The sequence below is a fragment of the Carnobacterium iners genome (genome assembly GCF_900177385.1).
GTDB lineage: Bacteria > Bacillota > Bacilli > Lactobacillales > Carnobacteriaceae > Carnobacterium_A > Carnobacterium_A iners.
In genome coordinates, this window is sequence record NZ_FXBJ01000002.1 from 55,423 (window position 1) to 75,875 (window position 20,453).

At 39.8% G+C, this 20,453-nt stretch carries 14 protein-coding genes, 18 tRNA genes and 3 rRNA genes; 4 read left to right on the top strand and 31 right to left on the bottom strand.

All coding sequences use genetic code 11. From position 1 onward, the window contains the following. Nucleotides 1-41: 41 nt before the first annotated feature. From B9Y54_RS00390 to yugI, 25 genes are all read right to left on the bottom strand, one after another. Nucleotides 42-113, bottom strand: a tRNA-Glu gene (locus tag B9Y54_RS00390). A gap of 16 nt (nucleotides 114-129) precedes the next feature. Continuing rightward, a tRNA-Ser gene (locus tag B9Y54_RS00395) sits at nucleotides 130-217 on the bottom strand. Between the two features lie 22 nt (nucleotides 218-239). After that, nucleotides 240-313, bottom strand: a tRNA-Ile gene (locus B9Y54_RS00400). An 8-nt stretch (nucleotides 314-321) separates the two neighbouring features. Then, a tRNA-Gly gene (locus tag B9Y54_RS00405) sits at nucleotides 322-392 on the bottom strand. 4 nt (nucleotides 393-396) lie between these two features. After that, a tRNA-Asp gene (locus tag B9Y54_RS00410) sits at nucleotides 397-469 on the bottom strand. 35 nt (nucleotides 470-504) lie between these two features. Next, nucleotides 505-577: transfer RNA gene (locus B9Y54_RS00415), tRNA-Met, on the bottom strand. 21 nt (nucleotides 578-598) lie between these two features. Beyond that, a tRNA-Ser gene (locus B9Y54_RS00420) sits at nucleotides 599-688 on the bottom strand. A gap of 61 nt (nucleotides 689-749) precedes the next feature. After that, nucleotides 750-823: transfer RNA gene (locus tag B9Y54_RS00425), tRNA-Ile, on the bottom strand. Nucleotides 824-843: 20 nt separating this feature from the next. Then, nucleotides 844-917, bottom strand: a tRNA-Met gene (locus B9Y54_RS00430). A 27-nt stretch (nucleotides 918-944) separates the two neighbouring features. Continuing rightward, a tRNA-Ala gene (locus tag B9Y54_RS00435) sits at nucleotides 945-1,017 on the bottom strand. An 11-nt stretch (nucleotides 1,018-1,028) separates the two neighbouring features. Beyond that, nucleotides 1,029-1,102: transfer RNA gene (locus tag B9Y54_RS00440), tRNA-Pro, on the bottom strand. 43 nt (nucleotides 1,103-1,145) lie between these two features. Then, nucleotides 1,146-1,219, bottom strand: a tRNA-Arg gene (locus B9Y54_RS00445). Nucleotides 1,220-1,225: 6 nt separating this feature from the next. Beyond that, nucleotides 1,226-1,314, bottom strand: a tRNA-Leu gene (locus B9Y54_RS00450). Between the two features lie 48 nt (nucleotides 1,315-1,362). Beyond that, a tRNA-Gly gene (locus tag B9Y54_RS00455) sits at nucleotides 1,363-1,434 on the bottom strand. 3 nt (nucleotides 1,435-1,437) lie between these two features. Beyond that, a tRNA-Thr gene (locus B9Y54_RS00460) sits at nucleotides 1,438-1,513 on the bottom strand. Nucleotides 1,514-1,522: 9 nt separating this feature from the next. After that, nucleotides 1,523-1,607, bottom strand: a tRNA-Leu gene (locus B9Y54_RS00465). Nucleotides 1,608-1,645: 38 nt separating this feature from the next. Then, nucleotides 1,646-1,718: transfer RNA gene (locus tag B9Y54_RS00470), tRNA-Lys, on the bottom strand. Between the two features lies 1 nt (nucleotide 1,719). Continuing rightward, a tRNA-Val gene (locus B9Y54_RS00475) sits at nucleotides 1,720-1,795 on the bottom strand. A 23-nt stretch (nucleotides 1,796-1,818) separates the two neighbouring features. Then, nucleotides 1,819-1,934: ribosomal RNA gene (rrf, locus tag B9Y54_RS00480) — 5S ribosomal RNA — on the bottom strand. A gap of 89 nt (nucleotides 1,935-2,023) precedes the next feature. After that, nucleotides 2,024-4,944: ribosomal RNA gene (locus B9Y54_RS00485) — 23S ribosomal RNA — on the bottom strand. A gap of 203 nt (nucleotides 4,945-5,147) precedes the next feature. Further along, nucleotides 5,148-6,705 (bottom strand): 16S ribosomal RNA (locus B9Y54_RS00490). Together the 16S, 23S and 5S rRNA genes with 18 tRNA genes alongside form the textbook arrangement of a ribosomal RNA operon. Nucleotides 6,706-7,174: 469 nt before the next feature. Next, nucleotides 7,175-7,714: a GNAT family N-acetyltransferase gene (locus B9Y54_RS00495; protein ID WP_085558485.1), complete on the bottom strand. Its 540-nt coding sequence runs from the start codon at nucleotides 7,712-7,714 to the stop codon at nucleotides 7,175-7,177. Nucleotides 7,715-7,874: 160 nt separating this feature from the next. Beyond that, entirely contained in the window at nucleotides 7,875-9,221 is a 1,347-nt protein-coding gene (locus B9Y54_RS00500; protein WP_085558486.1) for a glucose-6-phosphate isomerase, read from the bottom strand. Between the two features lie 141 nt (nucleotides 9,222-9,362). After that, entirely contained in the window at nucleotides 9,363-9,743 is a 381-nt protein-coding gene (locus tag B9Y54_RS00505; RefSeq protein WP_085558487.1) for a hypothetical protein, read from the bottom strand. 86 nt (nucleotides 9,744-9,829) lie between these two features. Next, nucleotides 9,830-10,207, bottom strand: coding sequence for a S1 domain-containing post-transcriptional regulator GSP13 (gene yugI / locus B9Y54_RS00510; protein WP_085558488.1), 378 nt, complete (start codon nucleotides 10,205-10,207; stop codon nucleotides 9,830-9,832). A gap of 215 nt (nucleotides 10,208-10,422) precedes the next feature. On the opposite strand from yugI, the gene B9Y54_RS00515 reads away from it, so the two are divergent. Beyond that, nucleotides 10,423-11,595 carry a MalY/PatB family protein gene (locus tag B9Y54_RS00515; RefSeq protein WP_085558489.1) on the top strand — a complete coding sequence of 391 codons (1,173 nt, stop codon included), beginning with the start codon at nucleotides 10,423-10,425 and terminating at the stop codon, nucleotides 11,593-11,595. Nucleotides 11,596-11,664: 69 nt separating this feature from the next. On the opposite strand, the gene B9Y54_RS00520 is transcribed toward B9Y54_RS00515, so the two are convergent. After that, complete coding sequence (locus B9Y54_RS00520; protein ID WP_085558490.1) at nucleotides 11,665-12,528, bottom strand: ROK family protein; 864 nt, start codon at nucleotides 12,526-12,528, stop codon at nucleotides 11,665-11,667. A gap of 532 nt (nucleotides 12,529-13,060) precedes the next feature. After that, nucleotides 13,061-13,573 carry a peptidylprolyl isomerase gene (locus B9Y54_RS00525; RefSeq protein ID WP_085558491.1) on the bottom strand — a complete coding sequence of 171 codons (513 nt, stop codon included), beginning with the start codon at nucleotides 13,571-13,573 and terminating at the stop codon, nucleotides 13,061-13,063. Between the two features lie 234 nt (nucleotides 13,574-13,807). Between B9Y54_RS00525 and B9Y54_RS00530 the strand changes: the two genes are divergently transcribed. The 3 genes from B9Y54_RS00530 to B9Y54_RS00540 all read left to right on the top strand — a co-directional run bounded on the left by B9Y54_RS00530 (nucleotide 13,808) and on the right by B9Y54_RS00540 (nucleotide 16,047). Then, nucleotides 13,808-14,308: a divergent PAP2 family protein gene (locus B9Y54_RS00530; protein ID WP_085558492.1), complete on the top strand. Its 501-nt coding sequence runs from the start codon at nucleotides 13,808-13,810 to the stop codon at nucleotides 14,306-14,308. A 168-nt stretch (nucleotides 14,309-14,476) separates the two neighbouring features. Beyond that, a complete protein-coding gene (locus B9Y54_RS00535) occupies nucleotides 14,477-15,469 on the top strand; it encodes an NAD(P)/FAD-dependent oxidoreductase (RefSeq protein ID WP_085558493.1) in 993 nt (330 codons plus the stop codon). A 71-nt stretch (nucleotides 15,470-15,540) separates the two neighbouring features. Beyond that, the gene (locus B9Y54_RS00540; RefSeq protein ID WP_085558494.1) at nucleotides 15,541-16,047 is read left to right on the top strand and encodes a phosphatidylglycerophosphatase A family protein; all 507 of its coding nucleotides are present in this window, start codon (nucleotides 15,541-15,543) and stop codon (nucleotides 16,045-16,047) included. Between the two features lie 167 nt (nucleotides 16,048-16,214). Here the strand turns inward: B9Y54_RS00540 and B9Y54_RS00545 are convergent, their stop codons facing one another. Genes B9Y54_RS00545 through B9Y54_RS00560 form a run of 4 tightly spaced genes read right to left on the bottom strand, consistent with a single transcriptional unit; the run spans nucleotide 16,215 to nucleotide 19,965 of the window. Next, entirely contained in the window at nucleotides 16,215-16,850 is a 636-nt protein-coding gene (locus B9Y54_RS00545) for a TIGR01906 family membrane protein (protein ID WP_085558495.1), read from the bottom strand. Continuing rightward, entirely contained in the window at nucleotides 16,847-17,614 is a 768-nt protein-coding gene (locus B9Y54_RS00550) for a TIGR01457 family HAD-type hydrolase (protein ID WP_085558496.1), read from the bottom strand. Before B9Y54_RS00550 ends, B9Y54_RS00545 begins: the two co-directional genes overlap by 4 nt. A 17-nt stretch (nucleotides 17,615-17,631) precedes the next feature. Then, nucleotides 17,632-18,534, bottom strand: a complete 903-nt coding sequence (locus tag B9Y54_RS00555) for a YutD family protein (RefSeq protein WP_085558497.1) — start codon at nucleotides 18,532-18,534, stop codon at nucleotides 17,632-17,634. Nucleotides 18,535-18,582: 48 nt separating this feature from the next. Next, the gene (locus tag B9Y54_RS00560) at nucleotides 18,583-19,965 is read right to left on the bottom strand and encodes a bifunctional metallophosphatase/5'-nucleotidase (RefSeq protein ID WP_085558498.1); all 1,383 of its coding nucleotides are present in this window, start codon (nucleotides 19,963-19,965) and stop codon (nucleotides 18,583-18,585) included. Nucleotides 19,966-20,453: the final 488 nt, after the last annotated feature.

Genomic DNA, 20,453 nt, shown 5'->3' on the forward strand with positions numbered 1-20,453 from the left:
ATCTGAAAAGCAATAATTTAAATTTATTAAGTTAAATCACATGACCCGTACGGGATTCGAACCCGTGATACCGCCGTGAAAGGGCGGTGTCTTAACCACTTGACCAACGGGCCTTTATAAAAAACGAAACGGAGAAGGAGGGATTTGAACCCTCGCGCCGCGTTAACGACCTACACCCTTAGCAGGGGCGCCTCTTCAGCCACTTGAGTACTTCCCCAAAATTAAAAAATAAAATTAAATGGGCCTAAATGGACTCGAACCATCGACCTCACGCTTATCAGGCGTGCGCTCTAACCAGCTGAGCTATAGGCCCATAAAAAAAGCGAGTGACGAGAATCGAACTCGCATCAACAGCTTGGAAGGCTGTGGTTTTACCACTAAACTACACTCGCAAAACGGTCTCGACGGGAATCGAACCCGCGATCTTCTGCGTGACAGGCAGACATGTTAACCCCTACACCACGAGACCTTTTTGCATATACCAAATTTATTCTATGGTATTCATTGCGGGGACAGGACTTGAACCTGTGACCTTCGGGTTATGAGCCCGACGAGCTGCCAACTGCTCCACCCCGCGATAATATTAAATTTGTAACTAAGGAGGATAAGAGATTCGAACTCTTGCGTGCTTTTACACACCTGACGGTTTTCAAGACCGTTCCCTTCAGCCAGACTTGGGTAATCCTCCATTTATTAAAATAAATAGTCCCTTTAATATAAAAGGTAATCAATCAATACAAAATGATTAATGGACCTTGCAGGACTCGAACCTGCGACCGGACGGTTATGAGCCGTCTGCTCTAACCAACTGAGCTAAAGGTCCAAGATCTTTTTAAATTGTAATAGCGGCGAAGGGGATCGAACCCCCGACCTCCCGGGTATGAACCGGACGCTCTAGCCAGCTGAGCTACACCGCCAAAATAAGTCTTAAAAATTTAAATAAGTGGAGCCTAGCGGGATCGAACCGCTGACCTCCTGCGTGCAAGGCAGGCGCTCTCCCAGCTGAGCTAAGGCCCCAACATTTAAAATCGGGAAGACAGGATTCGAACCTGCGACCCCTTGGTCCCAAACCAAGTGCTCTACCAAGCTGAGCTACTTCCCGTACGTTGAGTCATTCTGGAATTTCCATTTTAATTTAAATGAAATGCACCCAAGAGGAGTCGAACCTCTAACCGCCTGATTCGTAGTCAGGTACTCTATCCAATTGAGCTATGGGTGCAATATATGGTGCCGAGGGCCGGAATCGAACCGGCACGATGATCACTCACCGCAGGATTTTAAGTCCTGTGCGTCTACCTGTTCCGCCACCCCGGCATTTTGAACAAGTTACGATTGTTACATCGCTTACTAGATGACCTAGTAAGCGGAAGACGGGGTTCGAACCCGCGACCTCCACCTTGGCAAGGTGGCGTTCTACCACTGAACTACTTCCGCTAATGGTGCCGGCTAAAGGAGTTGAACCCTCGACCCTCTGATTACAAATCAGATGCTCTACCAACTGAGCTAAGCCGGCTTGAAAATATGGTGCGGGTGAAGGGACTTGAACCCCCACGTCTTTCGACGCTAGATCCTAAATCTAGTGCGTCTGCCAATTCCGCCACACCCGCTAAAATATGGCATAACTAGTCATTTTAATGAATAGTTATGAGTCATGCAGGATTCGAACCTGCGACCCTCTGATTAAAAGTCAGATGCTCTACCAACTGAGCTAATGACTCATGGTGGAGGTTGACGGGATCGAACCGCCGACCCTCTGCTTGTAAGGCAGATGCTCTCCCAGCTGAGCTAAACTTCCATATGAGAAAAAAACTATTAGATGCGCGGCAGCGTCCTACTCTCACAAAGGGAAACCCTTCACTACCATCGGCGCTAAGAAGCTTAACTACTGTGTTCGGCATGGGAACAGGTGTGACCTTCTTGCCATCGCCACCACACATCTTTTAGTTATAAGAGAACGTTGTTCTCTCAAAACTGGATAGTGTTTAACTATAAGACAATAAAACCGTTTCTTCATCGTTTAAAAATGGTTAAGTCCTCGACCGATTAGTATTGGTCCGCTCCATACATCGCTGTACTTCCACTTCCAACCTATCTACCTGATCATCTCTCAGGGGTCTTACTCACTTACGTGATGGGAAATCTCATCTTGAGGGGGGCTTCACGCTTAGATGCTTTCAGCGTTTATCCCGTCCACACATAGCTACCCAGCGATGCTCTTGGCAGAACAACTGGTACACCAGCGGTGTGTCCATCCCGGTCCTCTCGTACTAAGGACAGCTCCTCTCAAATTTCCTGCGCCCGCGACGGATAGGGACCGAACTGTCTCACGACGTTCTGAACCCAGCTCGCGTACCGCTTTAATGGGCGAACAGCCCAACCCTTGGGACCGACTACAGCCCCAGGATGCGATGAGCCGACATCGAGGTGCCAAACCTCCCCGTCGATGTGGACTCTTGGGGGAGATAAGCCTGTTATCCCCAGGGTAGCTTTTATCCGTTGAGCGATGGCCCTTCCATACGGAACCACCGGATCACTAAGCCCGACTTTCGTCCCTGCTCGACTTGTAGGTCTCGCAGTCAAGCTCCCTTCTGCCTTTACACTCTACGAATGATTTCCAACCATTCTGAGGGAACCTTTGGGCGCCTCCGTTACACTTTAGGAGGCGACCGCCCCAGTCAAACTGCCCGTCAGACACTGTCTCCCAGCCAGATCATGGCTGAGGGTTAGAGTGGTCATACAGCAAGGGTAGTATCCCACCATTGCCTCCACCAAGACTAGCGTCCTGGCTTCATAGGCTCCTACCTATCCTGTACAAGCTGTACAAACACTCAATATCAAACTGCAGTAAAGCTCCATGGGGTCTTTCCGTCCTGTCGCGGGTAACCTGCATCTTCACAGGTACTATAATTTCACCGAGTCTCTCGTTGAGACAGTGCCCAAATCATTACGCCTTTCGTGCGGGTCGGAACTTACCCGACAAGGAATTTCGCTACCTTAGGACCGTTATAGTTACGGCCGCCGTTTACTGGGGCTTCAATTCTGAGCTTCGCTCGAGAGCTAACCCATCCTCTTAACCTTCCAGCACCGGGCAGGCGTCAGCCCCTATACGTCATCTTTCGATTTAGCAGAGACCTGTGTTTTTGATAAACAGTTGCTTGGGCCTATTCACTGCGGCTGACCAATTGGTCAGCACCCCTTCTCCCGAAGTTACGGGGTCATTTTGCCGAGTTCCTTAACGAGAGTTCGCTCGCACACCTTAGGATTCTCTCCTCGACTACCTGTGTCGGTTTGCGGTACGGGCAGATTGTTTCTAACTAGAAGCTTTTCTTGACAGTGTGACATCGGGAACTTCGATACTTAATTTCTCTCCCCATCACAACTTGTCCTTAATAGAGGCAAGCATTTGACTCACCTCAAGACTTGTTGCTTGGACGCACATATCCAACAGTGCGTATTCCTTAGCCTACTGTGTCCCTCCATTGTTCAAACAAAACAAACTGGTACAGGAATCTCAACCTGTTGTCCATCGTCTACGCCTATCGGCCTCGACTTAGGTCCCGACTAACCCTGGGAGGACGAGCCTTCCCCAGGAAACCTTAGTCATTCGGTGGACGGGATTCTCACCCGTCTTTCGCTACTCATACCGGCATTCTCACTTCTAAGCGCTCCACCAGTCCTCACGGTCTAGCTTCGACGCCCTTAGAACGCTCTCCTACCATAGAACCTAAGTTCTATCCACAGCTTCGGTGTTATGTTTAGCCCCGGTAAATTTTCGGCGCAGGGTCACTCGACTAGTGAGCTATTACGCACTCTTTAAATGATGGCTGCTTCTGAGCCAACATCCTAGTTGTCTAAGCAACCCCACATCCTTTTCCACTTAACATAAACTTTGGGACCTTAGCTGGTGGTCTGGGCTGTTTCCCTCTCGACTACGGATCTTATCACTCGTAGTCTGACTCCCGGATATAAATCAATGGCATTCGGAGTTTATCTGAATTCGGTAACCCGAGAAGGGCCCCTAGTCCAAACAGTTGCTCTACCTCCATGATTCTAATTCCGAGGCTAGCCCTAAAGCTATTTCGGAGAGAACCAGCTATCTCCAAGTTCGATTGGAATTTCTCCGCTACCCACACCTCATCCCCGCATTTTTCAACATACGTGGGTTCGGTCCTCCAGTGCGTATTACCGCACCTTCAACCTGGACATGGGTAGATCACTTGGTTTCGGGTCTACGACCACATACTCATTCGCCCTATTCAGACTCGCTTTCGCTACGGCTCCGTCTCATCAACTTAACCTCGCATGGGATCGTAACTCGCCGGTTCATTCTACAAAAGGCACGCTATCACCCATTAACGGGCTCTAACTACTTGTAAGCACACGGTTTCAGGTGCTGTTTCACTCCCCTTCCGGGGTTCTTTTCACCTTTCCCTCACGGTACTGGTTCACTATCGGTCACTAGGGAGTATTTAGCCTTGGGAGATGGTCCTCCCGGATTCCGACGGAATTTCTCGTGTTCCGCCGTACTCAGGATACTGATCAGAGTGAACAAAGTTTCAGTTACGGGGCTTTTACCCTCTTCGGCGGACCTTTCCAGGTCGCTTCTCCTACTTCGTTCATTTATGACTCTATGTGTTCAGTCCTACAACCCCAGAAAGCAAGCTTTCTGGTTTGGGCTATTCCCGTTTCGCTCGCCGCTACTCAGGGAATCGATTTTTCTTTCTCTTCCTGCAGGTACTTAGATGTTTCAGTTCTCTGCGTCTACCTCTATTGACCTATGTATTCAGTCAATAGTAACACCCGATAAAGAGTGTTGGGTTTCCCCATTCGGAAATCTCTGGATCAAAGCTTACTTACAGCTCCCCAAAGCATATCGGCGTTAGTCCCGTCCTTCTTCGGCTCCTAGTGCCAAGGCATCCACCGTGCGCCCTTATTAACTTAACCTATGGTCATGTTAACTATTCCATTCACCCTAAGGTGAAGAAATACATTAAAAAATAAAACGCGATGTTTTCTTGGTTTCTTGCTTTTCTTACATGTTAAACACTATCCAGTTTTCAAAGAACAACTACTTACTTTCTGAGAAGATTAGACCTCTCAAAACTAAACAAAGTAAAACAACTGTGACGGTTCCGTTATATCCTTAGAAAGGAGGTGATCCAGCCGCACCTTCCGATACGGCTACCTTGTTACGACTTCACCCCAATTATCTATCCCACCTTAGGCGGCTGGCTCCCAAAAGGGTTACCTCACCGACTTCGGGTGTTACAAACTCTCGTGGTGTGACGGGCGGTGTGTACAAGACCCGGGAACGTATTCACCGCGGCGTTCTGATCCGCGATTACTAGCGATTCCGGCTTCATGCAGGCGAGTTGCAGCCTGCAATCCGAACTGAGAATGGCTTTAAGAGATTAGCTTGACCTCGCGATCTTGCGACTCGTTGTACCATCCATTGTAGCACGTGTGTAGCCCAGGTCATAAGGGGCATGATGATTTGACGTCATCCCCACCTTCCTCCGGTTTATCACCGGCAGTCTCACTAGAGTGCCCAACTGAATGCTGGCAACTAATAATAGGGGTTGCGCTCGTTGCGGGACTTAACCCAACATCTCACGACACGAGCTGACGACAACCATGCACCACCTGTCACTTTGTCCCCGAAGGGAAAGCTCTATCTCTAGAGTGGTCAAAGGATGTCAAGACCTGGTAAGGTTCTTCGCGTTGCTTCGAATTAAACCACATGCTCCACCGCTTGTGCGGGTCCCCGTCAATTCCTTTGAGTTTCAGCCTTGCGGCCGTACTCCCCAGGCGGAGTGCTTAATGCGTTAGCTGCAGCACTGAGGGGCGGAAACCCCCCAACACTTAGCACTCATCGTTTACGGCGTGGACTACCAGGGTATCTAATCCTGTTTGCTCCCCACGCTTTCGAGCCTCAGCGTCAGTTACAGACCAGAGAGTCGCCTTCGCCACTGGTGTTCCTCCATATATCTACGCATTTCACCGCTACACATGGAATTCCACTCTCCTCTTCTGCACTCAAGTTCTCCAGTTTCCAATGACCTTCCCCAGTTGAGCTGGGGTCTTTCACATCAGACTTAAAGAACCGCCTGCGCTCGCTTTACGCCCAATAAATCCGGACAACGCTTGCCATCTACGTATTACCGCGGCTGCTGGCACGTAGTTAGCCATGGCTTTCTGGTTAGATACCGTCAGGGGATGAGCAGTTACTCTCATCCTTGTTCTTCTCTAACAACAGAGTTTTACGATCCGAAAACCTTCTTCACTCACGCGGCATTGCTCCGTCAGACTTTCGTCCATTGCGGAAGATTCCCTACTGCTGCCTCCCGTAGGAGTCTGGGCCGTGTCTCAGTCCCAGTGTGGCCGATCACCCTCTCAGGTCGGCTACGTATCATTGCCTTGGTGAGCCATTACCTCACCAACTAGCTAATACGCCGCGGGTCCATCCATAAGCGGTAGCCGAAGCCACCTTTCATCTGTCTGCCATGCGGCAATCAGAATTATGCGGTATTAGCATCCGTTTCCGAATGTTATCCCCCACTTATGGGCAGGTTACCCACGTGTTACTCACCCGTCCGCCACTCCTCTACTATCGAGTGCAAGCACTCAATAGTAGAAGCGTTCGACTTGCATGTATTAGGCATGCCGCCAGCGTTCGTCCTGAGCCAGGATCAAACTCTCATAAAAGTTGAAACAACCCGTTAGGATTGTTTCGCTTTTTAACGATGCTTGAAGCTCATTAAAATGACTTGCTAGCGAATAATTATTCACTTTGTTTCTTTTGGTTCGACCCTTGGCCGAACCGCCGTTCACAGTTTGTTGTTCTACTTTGTTCAGTTTTCAAAGGTCTAATTTGTTTGCGTTGTCGTTTTGACAACTTCTAAATACTACCAGAAGCCATTTAATTTGTCAATACTTTTAGATAAATATTTTTTATTAATGTATATTTATTCAATATTGATTTCCTCGTTCAACACGACTTCAATATATTATCATGAATGGTTATTCATTGTCAAGCACATCATCTATGTTTTTTCTTTAATGCTTTATCTCATTATTCTGTTGCACAACTTGTGTAACAACTTCTATTAATATAACAAGTTTATTAATATTGGTCAATAGAAAAACAGCTTTTTTTCTTTTTTAGGCCAATCTTTTAATTAAATGAATCTAAATCACATTGATAGAGATGAAAATCTTTTTTTTCACCGTCTGCTATCCTATCTATTTTCTTTCCAACATAAGTGAATCCAATATCTTGATACAGTTTGTTCAAGTAGGCATTATCTGCTATACAGTCTAAACGTATTGCTGAATTTTTTTTCTTTTTAGCATAAAGTTTCGCTTCAGATAAAAGTTGTTTTGATATCCCTTGTCCTGAAAAACTACGTTGAACAGTTAGACGATGCAAATATACATAAGCATCACTTGAATCTTTACCCCAAAATTCTTCATCCCATTCACTTTGATGGTTCCATAAAACAAACATCCCTGCTAGTTGATCATCAATCCTGCCAATAAAAACTTCGCCACGCTTAATAGCTTCTGAAGTATTATGCCTGTCTTCACCTTTTAAAATTCCACTCCATTGCTTTGAGCCTTTTGTTTGTAACCACTGTGCAGCTTGTTGCAACATTTCTTTGATGAACGGTTCATCTTTTAGCTCAGCTCTTCGGACAACTAATTTTCTAGTCATATTTTTCCACTTCCAGTCTATTATATAGTAGTAAATCTATTATCTTCTATTAAAAAAAATAAAAAATCCTGATTATAGGTACAGTCAAGGCAATCAATGACTAGATTAGTTGCTGCTTGCCTTGACTATACGACATCAGGATTCGTATTTATTCGTTATTTTATAGACGTGCGTTTAATTCTTTTGCTAATTCTTCAAATCCAGGCTTACCCAATAGAGCAAACATATTTTTTTTGTAAGCTTCTACTCCTGGTTGATCAAATGGGTTTACCCCATTTAAGTAACCAGAAATACCGACTGCTATTTCAAAGAAATACATCAAATAACCTAAAGTATAAGCATCCGTTTCAGGAATCGTTACAAGCAAGTTCGGTACGTCTCCATCAGTATGAGCTAACAAAGTGCCTTGGAAAGCTTTAGTATTAACAAAGTCGATTTCCTTTCCTTGCAAATAACCCAATCCATCTAAGTCATCAGCCGTTGTTGGGATGACCAATGTGTGTTTAGCTTTATTTACTTTAATAATCGTTTCAAAGATATTTCTTTGTCCATCTTGAATGGTTTGTCCAACGGAATGTAAATCAGTGGAGAAGTTTGCACTTGCCGGAAAAATACCTTTTTGATCTTTTCCTTCTGATTCGCCGAATAACTGTTTCCACCACTCTGAGAAATATTGTAAGTTTGGTTCGTAGTTAACCAATATTTCAGTTGTTTTGCCTTTACGATATAGTGCATTACGAATAGCTGCATATTGGTAAGCTTCATTTTCTTCTAACTTATCGCTGCTAAAAGCGTCTACTGCATCTGCTGCACCCTGCATCAAAGCATCGATATCTGCTCCACTTGCTGCAATAGGCAATAAACCTACTGCTGTTAATACTGAAAAACGTCCGCCGATGTCATCTGGGATAATGAAAGATTCATATCCTTGTGCATTAGCTTCTTCTTTTAAAGCACCTTTTGCTTTGTCTGTTGTTGCATAAATTCGTTTTTTAGCTTCATCTTTGCCATATTTCTTTTCTAACATTTCTTTAAAGATACGAAACGCGATTGCTGGCTCTGTTGTTGTACCTGATTTTGAAATGATATTTACAGAAAAATCTTTGTCTCCAATAACATCAATCAAGTCGCTTAGATACGATGAACTAATACTATTACCGGCAAAGAAAACTTGCGGCTGTTTTCTATCTTCTTTAGGAAGAACGTTATAGAATGAATGATTTAAAAAATCTAGTGCCGCTTTAGCACCTAGATATGATCCACCAATACCAATAACCACTAAAACTTCTGAATCATTTTGGATTTTTTTTGCTGCAGCTTTGATACGAGAAAATTCTTCTTTATCATAATTTTTAGGCAAGTCAATCCAACCCAAATAGTCACTTCCTGCACCTGTTCCCTTACGCAACATTTTATCCGCAGTAGTCACTTGCTGTTGCATATTTGAAATTTCATGTGCTTGAACAAATTTGTCGATTTTTGAATAGTCAAATTTAATGTGTCCCATGTAAATCCCTCCATCATTTTATGTATTTATAAATGTACCCTTGCTTCATTTATCATACTTTCTTAACTTTAGTAGTTTTTTATAGAAATAGCAAGAAAAAACAGCATGATTTCACGTGGCATGCTGTTTGTTATTTTTATTTTAAAATTGTGGAACACCAGTAATTTCCCATTCTTCAAGAGCTTCTTTTAAAGTAGCTGATTGAACAAAAGAGAGATGCGCTAAATTTTCTTTCAAAATAGTACTTACCTGTATCTCTTTGTTTGCAACTTCAAATACAAATAAGGGAATATTCTTTCCGTTAACAACTGCATTTGTTAATTCAAATAAGTTTAGATTGTGGATATCAATAGCTAACTGTTGCTTTAGTTCTTCTAAAATACACGCTAACCCTGTTTGTGTATCAAGAATCTGAGTTACTGGAAAGGAAACTTTTTCATTTTCTTCCTTCACTAAAAATAAGTATTTACCTTCTGGGCTATGCGTCATTATAGTTCCAGCTACCCGTTGTCTTTCTGTCATTTTCAAACACCTCACGCTTAAGTTTTTAAATCCAGTCAGTAAATAGATAAATTTTTAATACAGCACAAAGAACAAATAAATCTTCCTCAGTTTATTTGCCTTGCTTCATCGTCTTTAGCTTCTTTGATCCAATACGGCATTAACTCACGGATAGTATCAAATCCATCACGATCCGTTTTTTCTTGGCGGTATTTTCTTTTTTTAGAATGGTACTGGAAATGATTTTGTTCTTCTAGTACTCTTAATGACAGACTAATTTTCTTTGTATACTCATCGATATCTAAAATCATAATATCCATTGTGTCTCCAACAGTTAATACATCATTTAGATTTTTAACGTATCCATGCGTGCATTCGGAAATATGAATTAATCCTTGCGTCTCTTTATCCAAAGAAACAAATGCACCATAAGGTTGAATACCTGTTATTTTCCCTTTAACTATCATCCCAATTTTATAATCCACCCGGTCACCTCATTTTAATACGTTTATAAAAATCTTCTATTTATTTGCTTCTTAATTGTATCATAACGATAAAATTTATGAAAATAGTATTCGCTTTCAAAGTCTGATTCTTTTTTTATGAAAGGTAAATAGTTATAGAATCACTATCTTTATTAACGTATACTGGGACAGAGATGAACAAAATTATTTTATTACAAGACAAAGGGAGTGTTTATATGGACTATTCGTTTGACGAAGTTATCGACCGTAAAGACAGTTTAGGACTTAAATGGAATAATTTAGATCAACAATTTGGTTGCGAAGAAGTTTTACCTATGTGGGTAGCCGATATGGATTTTTCCAGTCCACAACCCATACTTGATTCATTAAAGGGCGTTCTTGATACTCGTATTTTAGGCTACGCCACTCCTCCTGACACTCTTTATAACGCTATTATTCACTGGCAAAAAGAGCACCATCAAATGGAATTAACAAAAGACGCTATTTTATTTGCACCAGGAGTTGTTCCTAGTATTGCCGTTATTATTCAGGCTCTAACCAACGAACAAGACGCTATTATGATTCACGATCCTGTTTATACACCTTTTTCAACTATGATTGAATTAAATAAACGCCGCTGTATTCGTTCTACACTATTAATGGAGAACAATCAATTTAAAATGGATTTTGAAGACATCGAAAAGAAACTGGTTGAAGAGCAAGTGAAATTATTTGTTTTATGTAATCCACAAAACCCAGGTGGACGTGTTTGGTCTAAACAAGAACTCTTAACTTTAGCTGAACTCTGTAAAAAATACCACGTGCTCATTATTAGTGATGAAATACATGCTGACTTAATTTTTTCACCTTACCAATTTACTTCTTTAGTTACCTTAGACCCAAGCTACCAAGATTTTGTCTTAACACTTTCTGCTGCAACTAAGACATTTAATATAGCGGGTGTAAAATTAGCTATGATTTTTGCCCATAACCCAAAGCTCTACAAACAAATTCATCTTTACCAAGAAGCTATTGAACATAGTTGCTTGAATACATTTGGCTATGTTGCTACGGAGACTGCATTTACTCAATGTGGCCCTTGGTTGGAACAATTGATGGCAAGGCTCGAAGAAAATCTGACGATGGTTTGTCACTTTTTTGATACACGACTACCCCAAGTGAACTATATGAAACCACAAGGAACGTACTTATTCTGGTTTGATTGTTCTAGCCTTGGTTTGACGGACGAAGAATTGATGAATCACTTTATCCATGTAGGTAAAATCGCCTTAAACGCTGGTGTGGCATACGGTCCAGGAGGCTCACAATATATGCGCTTAAATTTTGCAGCTCCAAAAGTGCTTATTGAAGAAGGCTTAAAACGAATCAAATTTGCTTTTGAACAATAAAAATAAAAACGACTCGATAAGAAGAACACTTTAAAAGTGGCTTTTATTGAGTCGTTTTTACTTAGTTAGTTAGTTAGTTAGTTGTTCTGCCGCTAACAACAAACATCCAGTAATCCCAGCATTATCTCCTAGAGCTGGTGGAACAATGTATTCTTCTAATGGAGGCAGTTCAACATAATCACCCATTAGTTTTTCAAATTCTTGGCGAATTAGTGGGAATAGTTGTGCTTGCTTCATAACTCCTCCACCTAAGACAATTCTTTCAGGACTTACTATTAACGTATAATTCATCAATGCCTGAGCAATGTAGTAGGCTTCCATTTCCCAAACAGCTGAATCAGAGGTTAATTCATGACCTGTTTTTCCATATCTTTGTTCGATAGCTGGACCGGCTGCAATACCTTCTAGACAATTTCCGTGGTATGGACAAGTTCCTTTAAACGTTTCATCTGGGTGCAAACGAACCATGATGTGCCCCATTTCTGGATGACCGTATCCGGATAATAATTCTCCATTTACAACTGCTCCACCACCAATACCCGTACCAACCGTTAGATAAACACAACTAGAAAGCCCCATTGCTGCCCCTTTTTTCACCTCTCCTAACGCTGCTGCGTTAACGTCAGTCGTCCATCCTATAGGAATAGCGTATCTTTTTTTGATAGCTCCTAAGAAATCAAAGTTTTTCCAAGCTGTTTTAGGTGTTGTCGTTACGTATCCATAAGTTGGTGACGTTGGATTAACATCTATCGGGCCAAATGACCCAATGCCTATCGCTGATAACTCGAACGAATCAAAATAATTAAAAACGTGTTCCAGTGTTTCTTCTGGCGTTGTTGTTGGAATACTAATTTTCTCTTTTAATTCTCCTCGTTCATCACTTATTGCACAAACAAATTTTGTTCCACCTGCTTCAATTGCACCATACATCATTCATTAAACAGTCCCTTCTCACTCTTGTTGTCCACTATATTATAACATAAGTCGTAAAAAATGAGGGCGTTCTCAACTAATCTAATGAAAAAAACAGGGTAAACAAACTCTTACTGCTTCAATCACAACTCGTTTTAGCTGCTGTTAGATTTATTGAGCTTTTAATGGCTCAATTGACTTGTCGATTTTTTTTAAATAGGATATCTTATATTTATCTACTGCCCTTTTTGCATTTATTCTTTACCATTGGAGGTTTCAATCTTGCCTATAAAACTGACTGTCCTAACTATCTTAATCTTTGTTGCTCTTGATCACTTTTTAAATCCTATTGCAGGATTACTCTTTCCAATTGACGCCTTAGGGGTTCTTTTTAGTTTTCTCTATTGGTTTTTATTGCTCTTTCTTTCTTATAGATTAGCTTGTTATTTCACTAAATAAAAGACGTTTCATTATAAAAGTTAGTTATGGTTTGTACTCAGCCAAAATAAAAAAACTCATCGCAACTAGTGCAACGAGTTTTTTTATTTTTAACTTAAGCTAATTCGATTGTTTCGATTACAACATCATTAACAGGTTTGTCTTGAGGACCACGTTTGACGTTTTGAATAGATTCAACCACATCCATACCTTCAATAACTTGTCCAAAAACAGTGTGCTTGTTATCTAACCAAGGTGTTCCATCTGGAGCTGTAACGATAAAGAATTGGCTTCCGTTTGTCCCAGGTCCAGCATTAGCCATTGAAAGTGTGCCGTACAAGTTAAAAACTTCTGTTGAAAATTCATCTTCAAAAGAATCTCCCCATAAGCTTTCTCCGCCCATTCCAGTACCTGTTGGGTCACCACCTTGAATCATAAATTCAGGAATGACACGGTGAAAAATAACGCCATCGTAATAGCCTTTCTTTGCTAGGCCTAAAAAGTTTTCAACTGTTTTAGGAGCCACTTCTGGGAAGAGTTTAATTTTAACGTCACCCATCGTTGTTTTAACGGTTACTAATTTTTCGTTGTCTGCTATTTCTTTTGATAATTGAGAAAGTTGAGTCATGTTGTATCCTCCTTATTTTTAATTACTCTTCAATCATACTTAAGAAGTTAACTTTTTACCAATGATTTTAATCAAATACAGGAACTAATTTTTAATCTTATTGCTAACTTAGCGTTTTAAACCCTATTTAGAACTAAAAAAGATGATTTTTTAATTCTTTTAACTTAAGCATGCTCTGTTTTCATGGTATGATAGAGAAAATAAATAGGCTTTACTTAAAAAAGGTGGTACATTATGGCAATTTTATCTAATTTTCCTCTTATCGCTGCTGTAACCGCGATTATCTTTGCACAACTGATTAAAATTCCAGTTGCTTTTCTTTTACAAAGGAAAAGCACCTGGGGATTAGCTACTTCAACCGGCGGTATGCCTAGTTCTCATTCGGCATCTGTGACGGCTTTGATCACAGCCTTAGCCCTTCAAGAAGGTGTGAGTTCACCTTTTGTAGCAATCGCTAGTACATTTGGGATGATTGTCATGTTTGATTCGATGGGTGTTCGCAGACAAAGTGGCGAACAAGGGATCTTATTGAATCACTTAATCATTGATTTTCAAAACCTCAGCAACAAAGTTTTAAGAATTTCCCAAGAACCTGACGGCACACAAACCGTGCAAAAAGAGACTCATTTGAAAGAATATTTAGGACATAAACCGATTGAAGTCTTCTTTGGAATTTTAACCGGTATTGGCGTTGCCTTTGTTGTTAAAAATATTTTACTAACTATCGGATTCTGAAAAATTTCAGTTTGGTCGGATAATTATCTTAAAGCATCTTTTAGTGGACCAGTGTAGGTCCTGCTAATAAAGATGTTTTTATTTATATCGGAGACCATTGAATCCAAAAAAATTTCACGTTATACTAAAACACACCTGACAGATTTATTACTAGATGGAGGAATAACCTTGAAAACAACTGAAGAACTATTTGACATCACGATTATTGGTGGTGGCCCGACAGGCATGTTTGCGGCTTTTTATGGCGGTATGCGGAATGCAAAAGTTAAAATTATCGAAAGCCTTCCACAACTCGGCGGACAATTATCAATGCTTTATCCTGAAAAAGATATCTTTGATATTGCTGCTATGCCAGTGATTGGTGCCCAAGAATTAATTGACAACCTCGCTGTTCAGCTGTCTCGCTTCGATCAAACAACTTGCTTGGAAGAAGAAGTGGTTGATATCAAAAAGAATCATGACGGTATATTTGAATTACACACTAAGAAAGCCATTCACTATTCAAAAGCAGTTATTATTACTGCTGGAAATGGTGCGTTTCAACCGCGTCGCTTAGAAATTGAACAGGCAGAAAAATATGAAGGTAAAACCCTTCATTACTACGTTAATAATGTTGAACAATTTAAAAACCGAACCGTTGCTATTTGTGGTGGTGGAGACTCTGCTGTTGATTGGGCATTAGCGCTAGAGCCCATCGCTAAAAAAGTTTACCTCATTCATCGTCGCAATAAATTCAGAGCACTAGAACACAGTGTTTCTTTGCTTGAAAAATCTAGTGTTGAAATAAAAACACCCTTTGTACCTGAATCTCTAAGTGGTACCGATCGCTCTTTAAGCCACGTCACTTTAAAAGAAGTCAGAGGAGACCAAGAAAAAACACTAGAAATCGATGATTTTCTCGTTAATTATGGCTTTACTTCTTCTATTGGGCCTATGAAGAATTGGGGTTTTGAAGTAAAGCATAACGAAATTGTTGTTAACACAAAAATGGAAACCACTGTTCCTGGCATATATGCTGCTGGTGACATCTGTACCTACGACGGTAAAATCAAACTCATTGCGACTGGCTTCGGTGAAGCTCCTACAGCTATTAATAATGCGATGAGTTACATCAACCCAGACGAACGTGTTCAACCCATGCACAGTACTAGTTTATTTTAAAAGTCACTTTTTCCGACTATTTTCTTTAGTTACGGTATAATGGACTTATTTATTATAGGAGGTTTTACAACATGGTAAAAGAAAGTGAAGGTTTGCATCAAAAAGCACTTAGCTTGATTAAAGAACGTGGCGTAGAATTAACGGATATAGCAGATTTAGTTTTATTTTTACAAACACCTTATATTAAAGATTTAACCCAAGAAGAATGTTTGCTTAACGTTGAAGCTGTTTTAACAAAACGCGAAGTTCAAAACACTATCTTGACTGGGATTCAATTAGATATTTTAGCAGAACAAAACCAATTAATGGAACCTTTACAAAGTATCATTTTAAGTGATGAAGGACTTTATGGGATTGATGAAATTTTAGCTCTTTCAATTGTTAATGTCTACGGATCAATTGGATTTACAAACTATGGCTATATCGATAAAATAAAGCCGGGTATTTTAGCTCAACTAAACAGTCACGAAGGCGATAAAGTACACACCTTTATGGATGACATAGTCGGAGCTATCGCGGCGGCGGCAGCAAGTCGACTAGCACACGCCAACCCAGCAAAAAGCGACCTAGTAAAATAAGATAAGAAGAACTCTGTTCAGCTCTGACAAGGAAATGTAACATTACCCAAAGAGCTAAGGTTCAAAGCTCCATTATGGCAAGATTTGGAGCGACCTATCTTGTTTCGAAAAGAAAACAAGAAACAGTAAGCACCTTACTATTAAATTAGTAGGGTGCTTACTGTTTTTTATCTTTTTTTAAACGCTAATCGTTTAGTAGTAAAATAGCCGATTACCATCGCTAGCTCTATCAAAGAAAAAACTAAAATAAAGCAATGCATAAAGAATGCTTCTGGCAAAGCCAATATAATAGGGTCTGTTGAAGGATTGAATAACCAAGCATCGTTGTTAAAAAACAATTCATGGAAAGCAATAAATAAGGCATCGAAATTTAAAGCCACAATGACTAAAACAACAAAAGGCATAATCATTCCCCATTGAAATGGACGAACAAGTTTCCAAGTTTGTTCAGTACGTTTAATGTATCTCAAATAAAAGAAAGTTCCGATCGTTGATAGAAAAGCCACACTATAATTTAGTAAAAATAATCTCTTTACTTCATAAAAATGGAAAAGACCATCTTCTGAACTAGGAAAATCTGGCATCACTAATTCTGATACCCAAGGTTTATTTAAGTAGTCTAATAAAATAGAGTAATTATTCATAATCGTTTCTTTGCGGAAACCGAGTGATTCAGGAATAGTAAAATAAGTGACGTCAAATGCATATAACGGAGTGAAATTGATCGTAAAGGTAATGGCTAAAGTTAAAATGCATAAAAATAAACTGATTAAACCGAAAAAGTGACTAGCTGTCTTTTTCATCTTATTGTCCACTCATCTAACGAATGGATACTATGCGTAGGTTTTTTCATATCTAGTGTTAAGTCTTCTGGTTTCGTAAAACCAGTGTAAACCAATAAAGTATCGATGTCATTTTGAATACCAGCTAAAATATCTGTTTCATAATTGTCACCAACCATGACAACTTCTTCTTTCTTTAATCCAATTGCTTCCAATGCTTCACCCATAATAATCGACTCAGGTTTCCCAATGAATGTAGGCTCTACTCGAGTTGCAGCAACGACTAAAGCTACTAGTGAGCCTGCTCCAGGAACCATCCCTTTTTCACTTGGCATATTCGTATCTTTATTAGTCGCTATAAATTGGGCCCCTTTTTGAATAGCTAAAGTTGCTGTTTCAAAATCGGTATATGTAGCTTCACGATCTAAAGCAACAACGACGAAATCAGGATTTTTTTTATCTTCAATAAAGCCAGCTTTAGTTAAGGCATCTTTTAGACCTGTTTCTCCAATGGCAAAAACTTTATTGCCTTTATTTAATTTTTTCATATACTTAGCTGTCGCTAATGAACCCGTATAAATATGATCTTCTGTTACAGTAATACCAAAATTCGTCTGCAGATTATCCATCACTTCTTCTTGTGTTTTCGTTGTATTGTTCGTAACAAATAAAAAGGGTACCTGTTTATCTTGTAGTCGTTTGATAAATCTTGGGGCTGCAAGAATAGGTTCTGTTCCATTGTACATCGTTCCGTCTAAATCAATTAAATAGCCTTTATAATCCATACTTAATTTTACAACTCCTATTCTTTTTCTTTATCCGTTTCACTTATTTTACGCCGAATACTAAAGTGACGCTTACCATTGGCCTCATTCTTTGGTTTAAACGTTTCACTTTCTTGTACTTGCTTTTTCTCAATGGGCGTTGTCTTTATCTCTTTTTTAACAAAATCACGTTTTGGTTTTGGTTTTGGTTTGGGTCTTGATTTTGTTTTAGAACTTAAAGGAGCTTGTTTTTTATCCTTTTCAACATCAGCTCGTGTTGTTTGCTCTTTTGCTTCTTGTTTTTGATTCGTTGAATTTTTGTTTTTTTGGTTTCTTTTTCTTCTAATGGGTTTTTCTATTTTTTCTGCTGCTTCTTTCTTAGGCTTATTCTTTTTCGCTTCTAAGCGTTGGACAACAAAATAAGGACAGCCAAAATTACAGTATTCATATAAGTAATCTTCTAAATTATTAATCCTCTGGTCTTGTGGAACTTTTCGGTTACGATTATCATAAAACCCCTTTAGGCGTAACTGTTCAAATCCCCAGTCCGCTACAATATAGTCATATTTATCAAGAATTTCGCTGTATCTTTCACCTAGACGTTCGCCATCAAAAGCCTCTTTGTAGTCTTTAACAATTTCGTACTTTATTCCATCAATTGTAATCATAGTAGCATCTATACGATAAACAAGCTGTTCTATTTTTTCGCCAGTTAACTCTGATTCTAGTTGCAACGCTGAACCCAATGCCATTGTTTCTTTCTTTTCAGTTGTGCGTTTTCTTGAGGGAATGCGCTTTTTGCTATGTGATTCTCTCGTTGGTTGTTTTCTTGCTTTTTTATATTCGTCATTTTTCACGGTTTTCCCGTTAGACTTATTTTCCAAAGTCTGTTCTTTTGTTTTATCTATCTGTTCACTTTGATTGACTTCATTTCCTGGCATCTTTTCCACCTACATTTTCTATTCGTATTTGTTTTTCTTACTTATCCGTTAGTGTCTAATGGGAAACTCTTTTTGCAAATACTGTCCTAAAACATTCCTAATAAAATAAGGGAATAAAACTTCATTCTTTCCTTTCAACTCTATGGTCGGGAAAAATGGAACATAAAGAAAGTGATCAACCGTAGCAAAAGTATAGATTTTTTCTACTTTAATTTGCTCACCTTGCCAGGTTACCTCACCTGTTTTTTCATCAAGATGAATTCCACTATAACAAATTTCACCAAAAACTTCGCCTCTAAAACCCATCCCTTTAATTGGAAAATTGCGTAAGAAGAGATGGTTTTTATTCATCTCATACATCAAGCGAATCAACTCTTCGCCACTTAACGTACAGCGCATGACTCTGATAGGATGCGGTAAAATCTGATGCAGCTCATCATTGGTTACAATTCCTTTGATAATTGGTTGCATAAACAAACCCGCATTGACTATCGCTACACCCGTTTTAGCATAATCTTTAAGCGCCTCTAATCCAACCTCAACTAGATTAGATTTCTTCTGCCAACTGACAGATAAATTTTTAGGCACAAAAGCAATTTCTTGTTCGTTTAGGAGTTGATGACCTAGCTGTTCGTAGCCTTTTATCAAATCTCCTTCATTATCAACAGCTGGAAGCTGACTTGTTTCAGTAACTGTTGCCTGTGCGGAAACTAAGCGACTGCCTTCGACATCAAGGGTTACATGACCAACATATCTCCCAAACTTTCCAGCTGCTGCTATTAATGTATTGCGCACTTGTTCGCCTTCTGGTAATAAATGATGAGTATGTGAACCTAGGATGATTTTTATCATTGGATATTTTTCAGCAATTTCTCGATCTTCAAGAATACCTAGATGAGACAATAAAATCACCGTATCTACAAGAGGCGTTAATAACTCTAACATTTCGGGTATCACATCATCAGTCTCTTTTACTTTCCAACCAATTGGTTCGTAGCTAGTAGGAAAAGGCGCTGTTAAGGCAAATAAACCAATTTTATGTCCTGTTTCTGTCTGTAAAATATCAAACGGCTGGGTAAAATCCGGGTAAGCGGCAGTTTTTTTATCCAACACATTTGATAAAATAACTTTAAAGTTTGCTTCATCGTATAACTGATTCAGTTCTGCTTTTGAACTGCCAATTCCTTCATTGTTCCCAATTGTTACAGCATCGTAATGGACTTCGTTCAATAATTTCACATTCGCTTGCCCATTCGTCGCCTCCGTTAAAGGGTGGACTCGATCACACGCATCTCCAAGATCAAACAAAAAACACGGTTCATTTAACTGAACTTTTTCTTTCTTTTTAGCTTGAAGATAAGCAGAAATTCTTGGCCAATTTTCAAAATGAGAATGGAAATCATTGGTATGATAAATATGAATACGCTCCATAGCTTATTTACCTTCTCTTTCTAAAATTTAGATACATTCAGTATACCAATATTCATAAGATTTCGCTTGAATTTTAGAAAAAAAATAAATCTCTCCTTTTTTCATTCTTTTCATGCTAAAAACACAAAGAAAGAAGGTTTTTTTTGATCAATAAAATCAGTTGTAAAAAACTTTCAGTTAATTCTTATTTACAATTCAACTAGTTTAATGCTAATCTTAGGGTTCATGGCTTAGCTAACCCAACAGAAAGCGAACAATACAACGTATTATGACTACATTATGTCGTTTTGCATTAGACTATTTCTGACTATTTTTTATAAGTCCTTAAATTTATATCTGAAAAGATGAATGCTAGTCAGCCCTGTTGGTGGCTATTTTATTTAATGGTTTTTTAGCTAACTTATTTTAAAAAGCAACTGTTTTATATAAAGATAGGAAGCATAAGAGGTATTTAAAGCGCCTCCTATTCTTCCTCCTTTATTTATCTT

What these genes read in the sequence shown, in the direction of transcription:
- B9Y54_RS00495 (WP_085558485.1), bottom strand. Translation starts at nt 7,714, where the DNA reads ATGACTAGAAAATTAGTTGTCCGAAGAGCTGAGCTAAAAGATGAACCG.
- B9Y54_RS00500 (WP_085558486.1), bottom strand. Translation starts at nt 9,221, where the DNA reads ATGGGACACATTAAATTTGACTATTCAAAAATCGACAAATTTGTTCAA.
- B9Y54_RS00505 (WP_085558487.1), bottom strand. Translation starts at nt 9,743, where the DNA reads ATGACAGAAAGACAACGGGTAGCTGGAACTATAATGACGCATAGCCCA.
- B9Y54_RS00515 (WP_085558489.1), top strand. Translation starts at nt 10,423, where the DNA reads ATGGACTATTCGTTTGACGAAGTTATCGACCGTAAAGACAGTTTAGGA.
- B9Y54_RS00520 (WP_085558490.1), bottom strand. Translation starts at nt 12,528, where the DNA reads ATGATGTATGGTGCAATTGAAGCAGGTGGAACAAAATTTGTTTGTGCA.
- B9Y54_RS00525 (WP_085558491.1), bottom strand. Translation starts at nt 13,573, where the DNA reads ATGACTCAACTTTCTCAATTATCAAAAGAAATAGCAGACAACGAAAAA.
- B9Y54_RS00530 (WP_085558492.1), top strand. Translation starts at nt 13,808, where the DNA reads ATGGCAATTTTATCTAATTTTCCTCTTATCGCTGCTGTAACCGCGATT.
- B9Y54_RS00540 (WP_085558494.1), top strand. Translation starts at nt 15,541, where the DNA reads ATGGTAAAAGAAAGTGAAGGTTTGCATCAAAAAGCACTTAGCTTGATT.
- B9Y54_RS00545 (WP_085558495.1), bottom strand. Translation starts at nt 16,850, where the DNA reads ATGAAAAAGACAGCTAGTCACTTTTTCGGTTTAATCAGTTTATTTTTA.
- B9Y54_RS00550 (WP_085558496.1), bottom strand. Translation starts at nt 17,614, where the DNA reads ATGGATTATAAAGGCTATTTAATTGATTTAGACGGAACGATGTACAAT.
- B9Y54_RS00555 (WP_085558497.1), bottom strand. Translation starts at nt 18,534, where the DNA reads ATGCCAGGAAATGAAGTCAATCAAAGTGAACAGATAGATAAAACAAAA.
- B9Y54_RS00560 (WP_085558498.1), bottom strand. Translation starts at nt 19,965, where the DNA reads ATGGAGCGTATTCATATTTATCATACCAATGATTTCCATTCTCATTTT.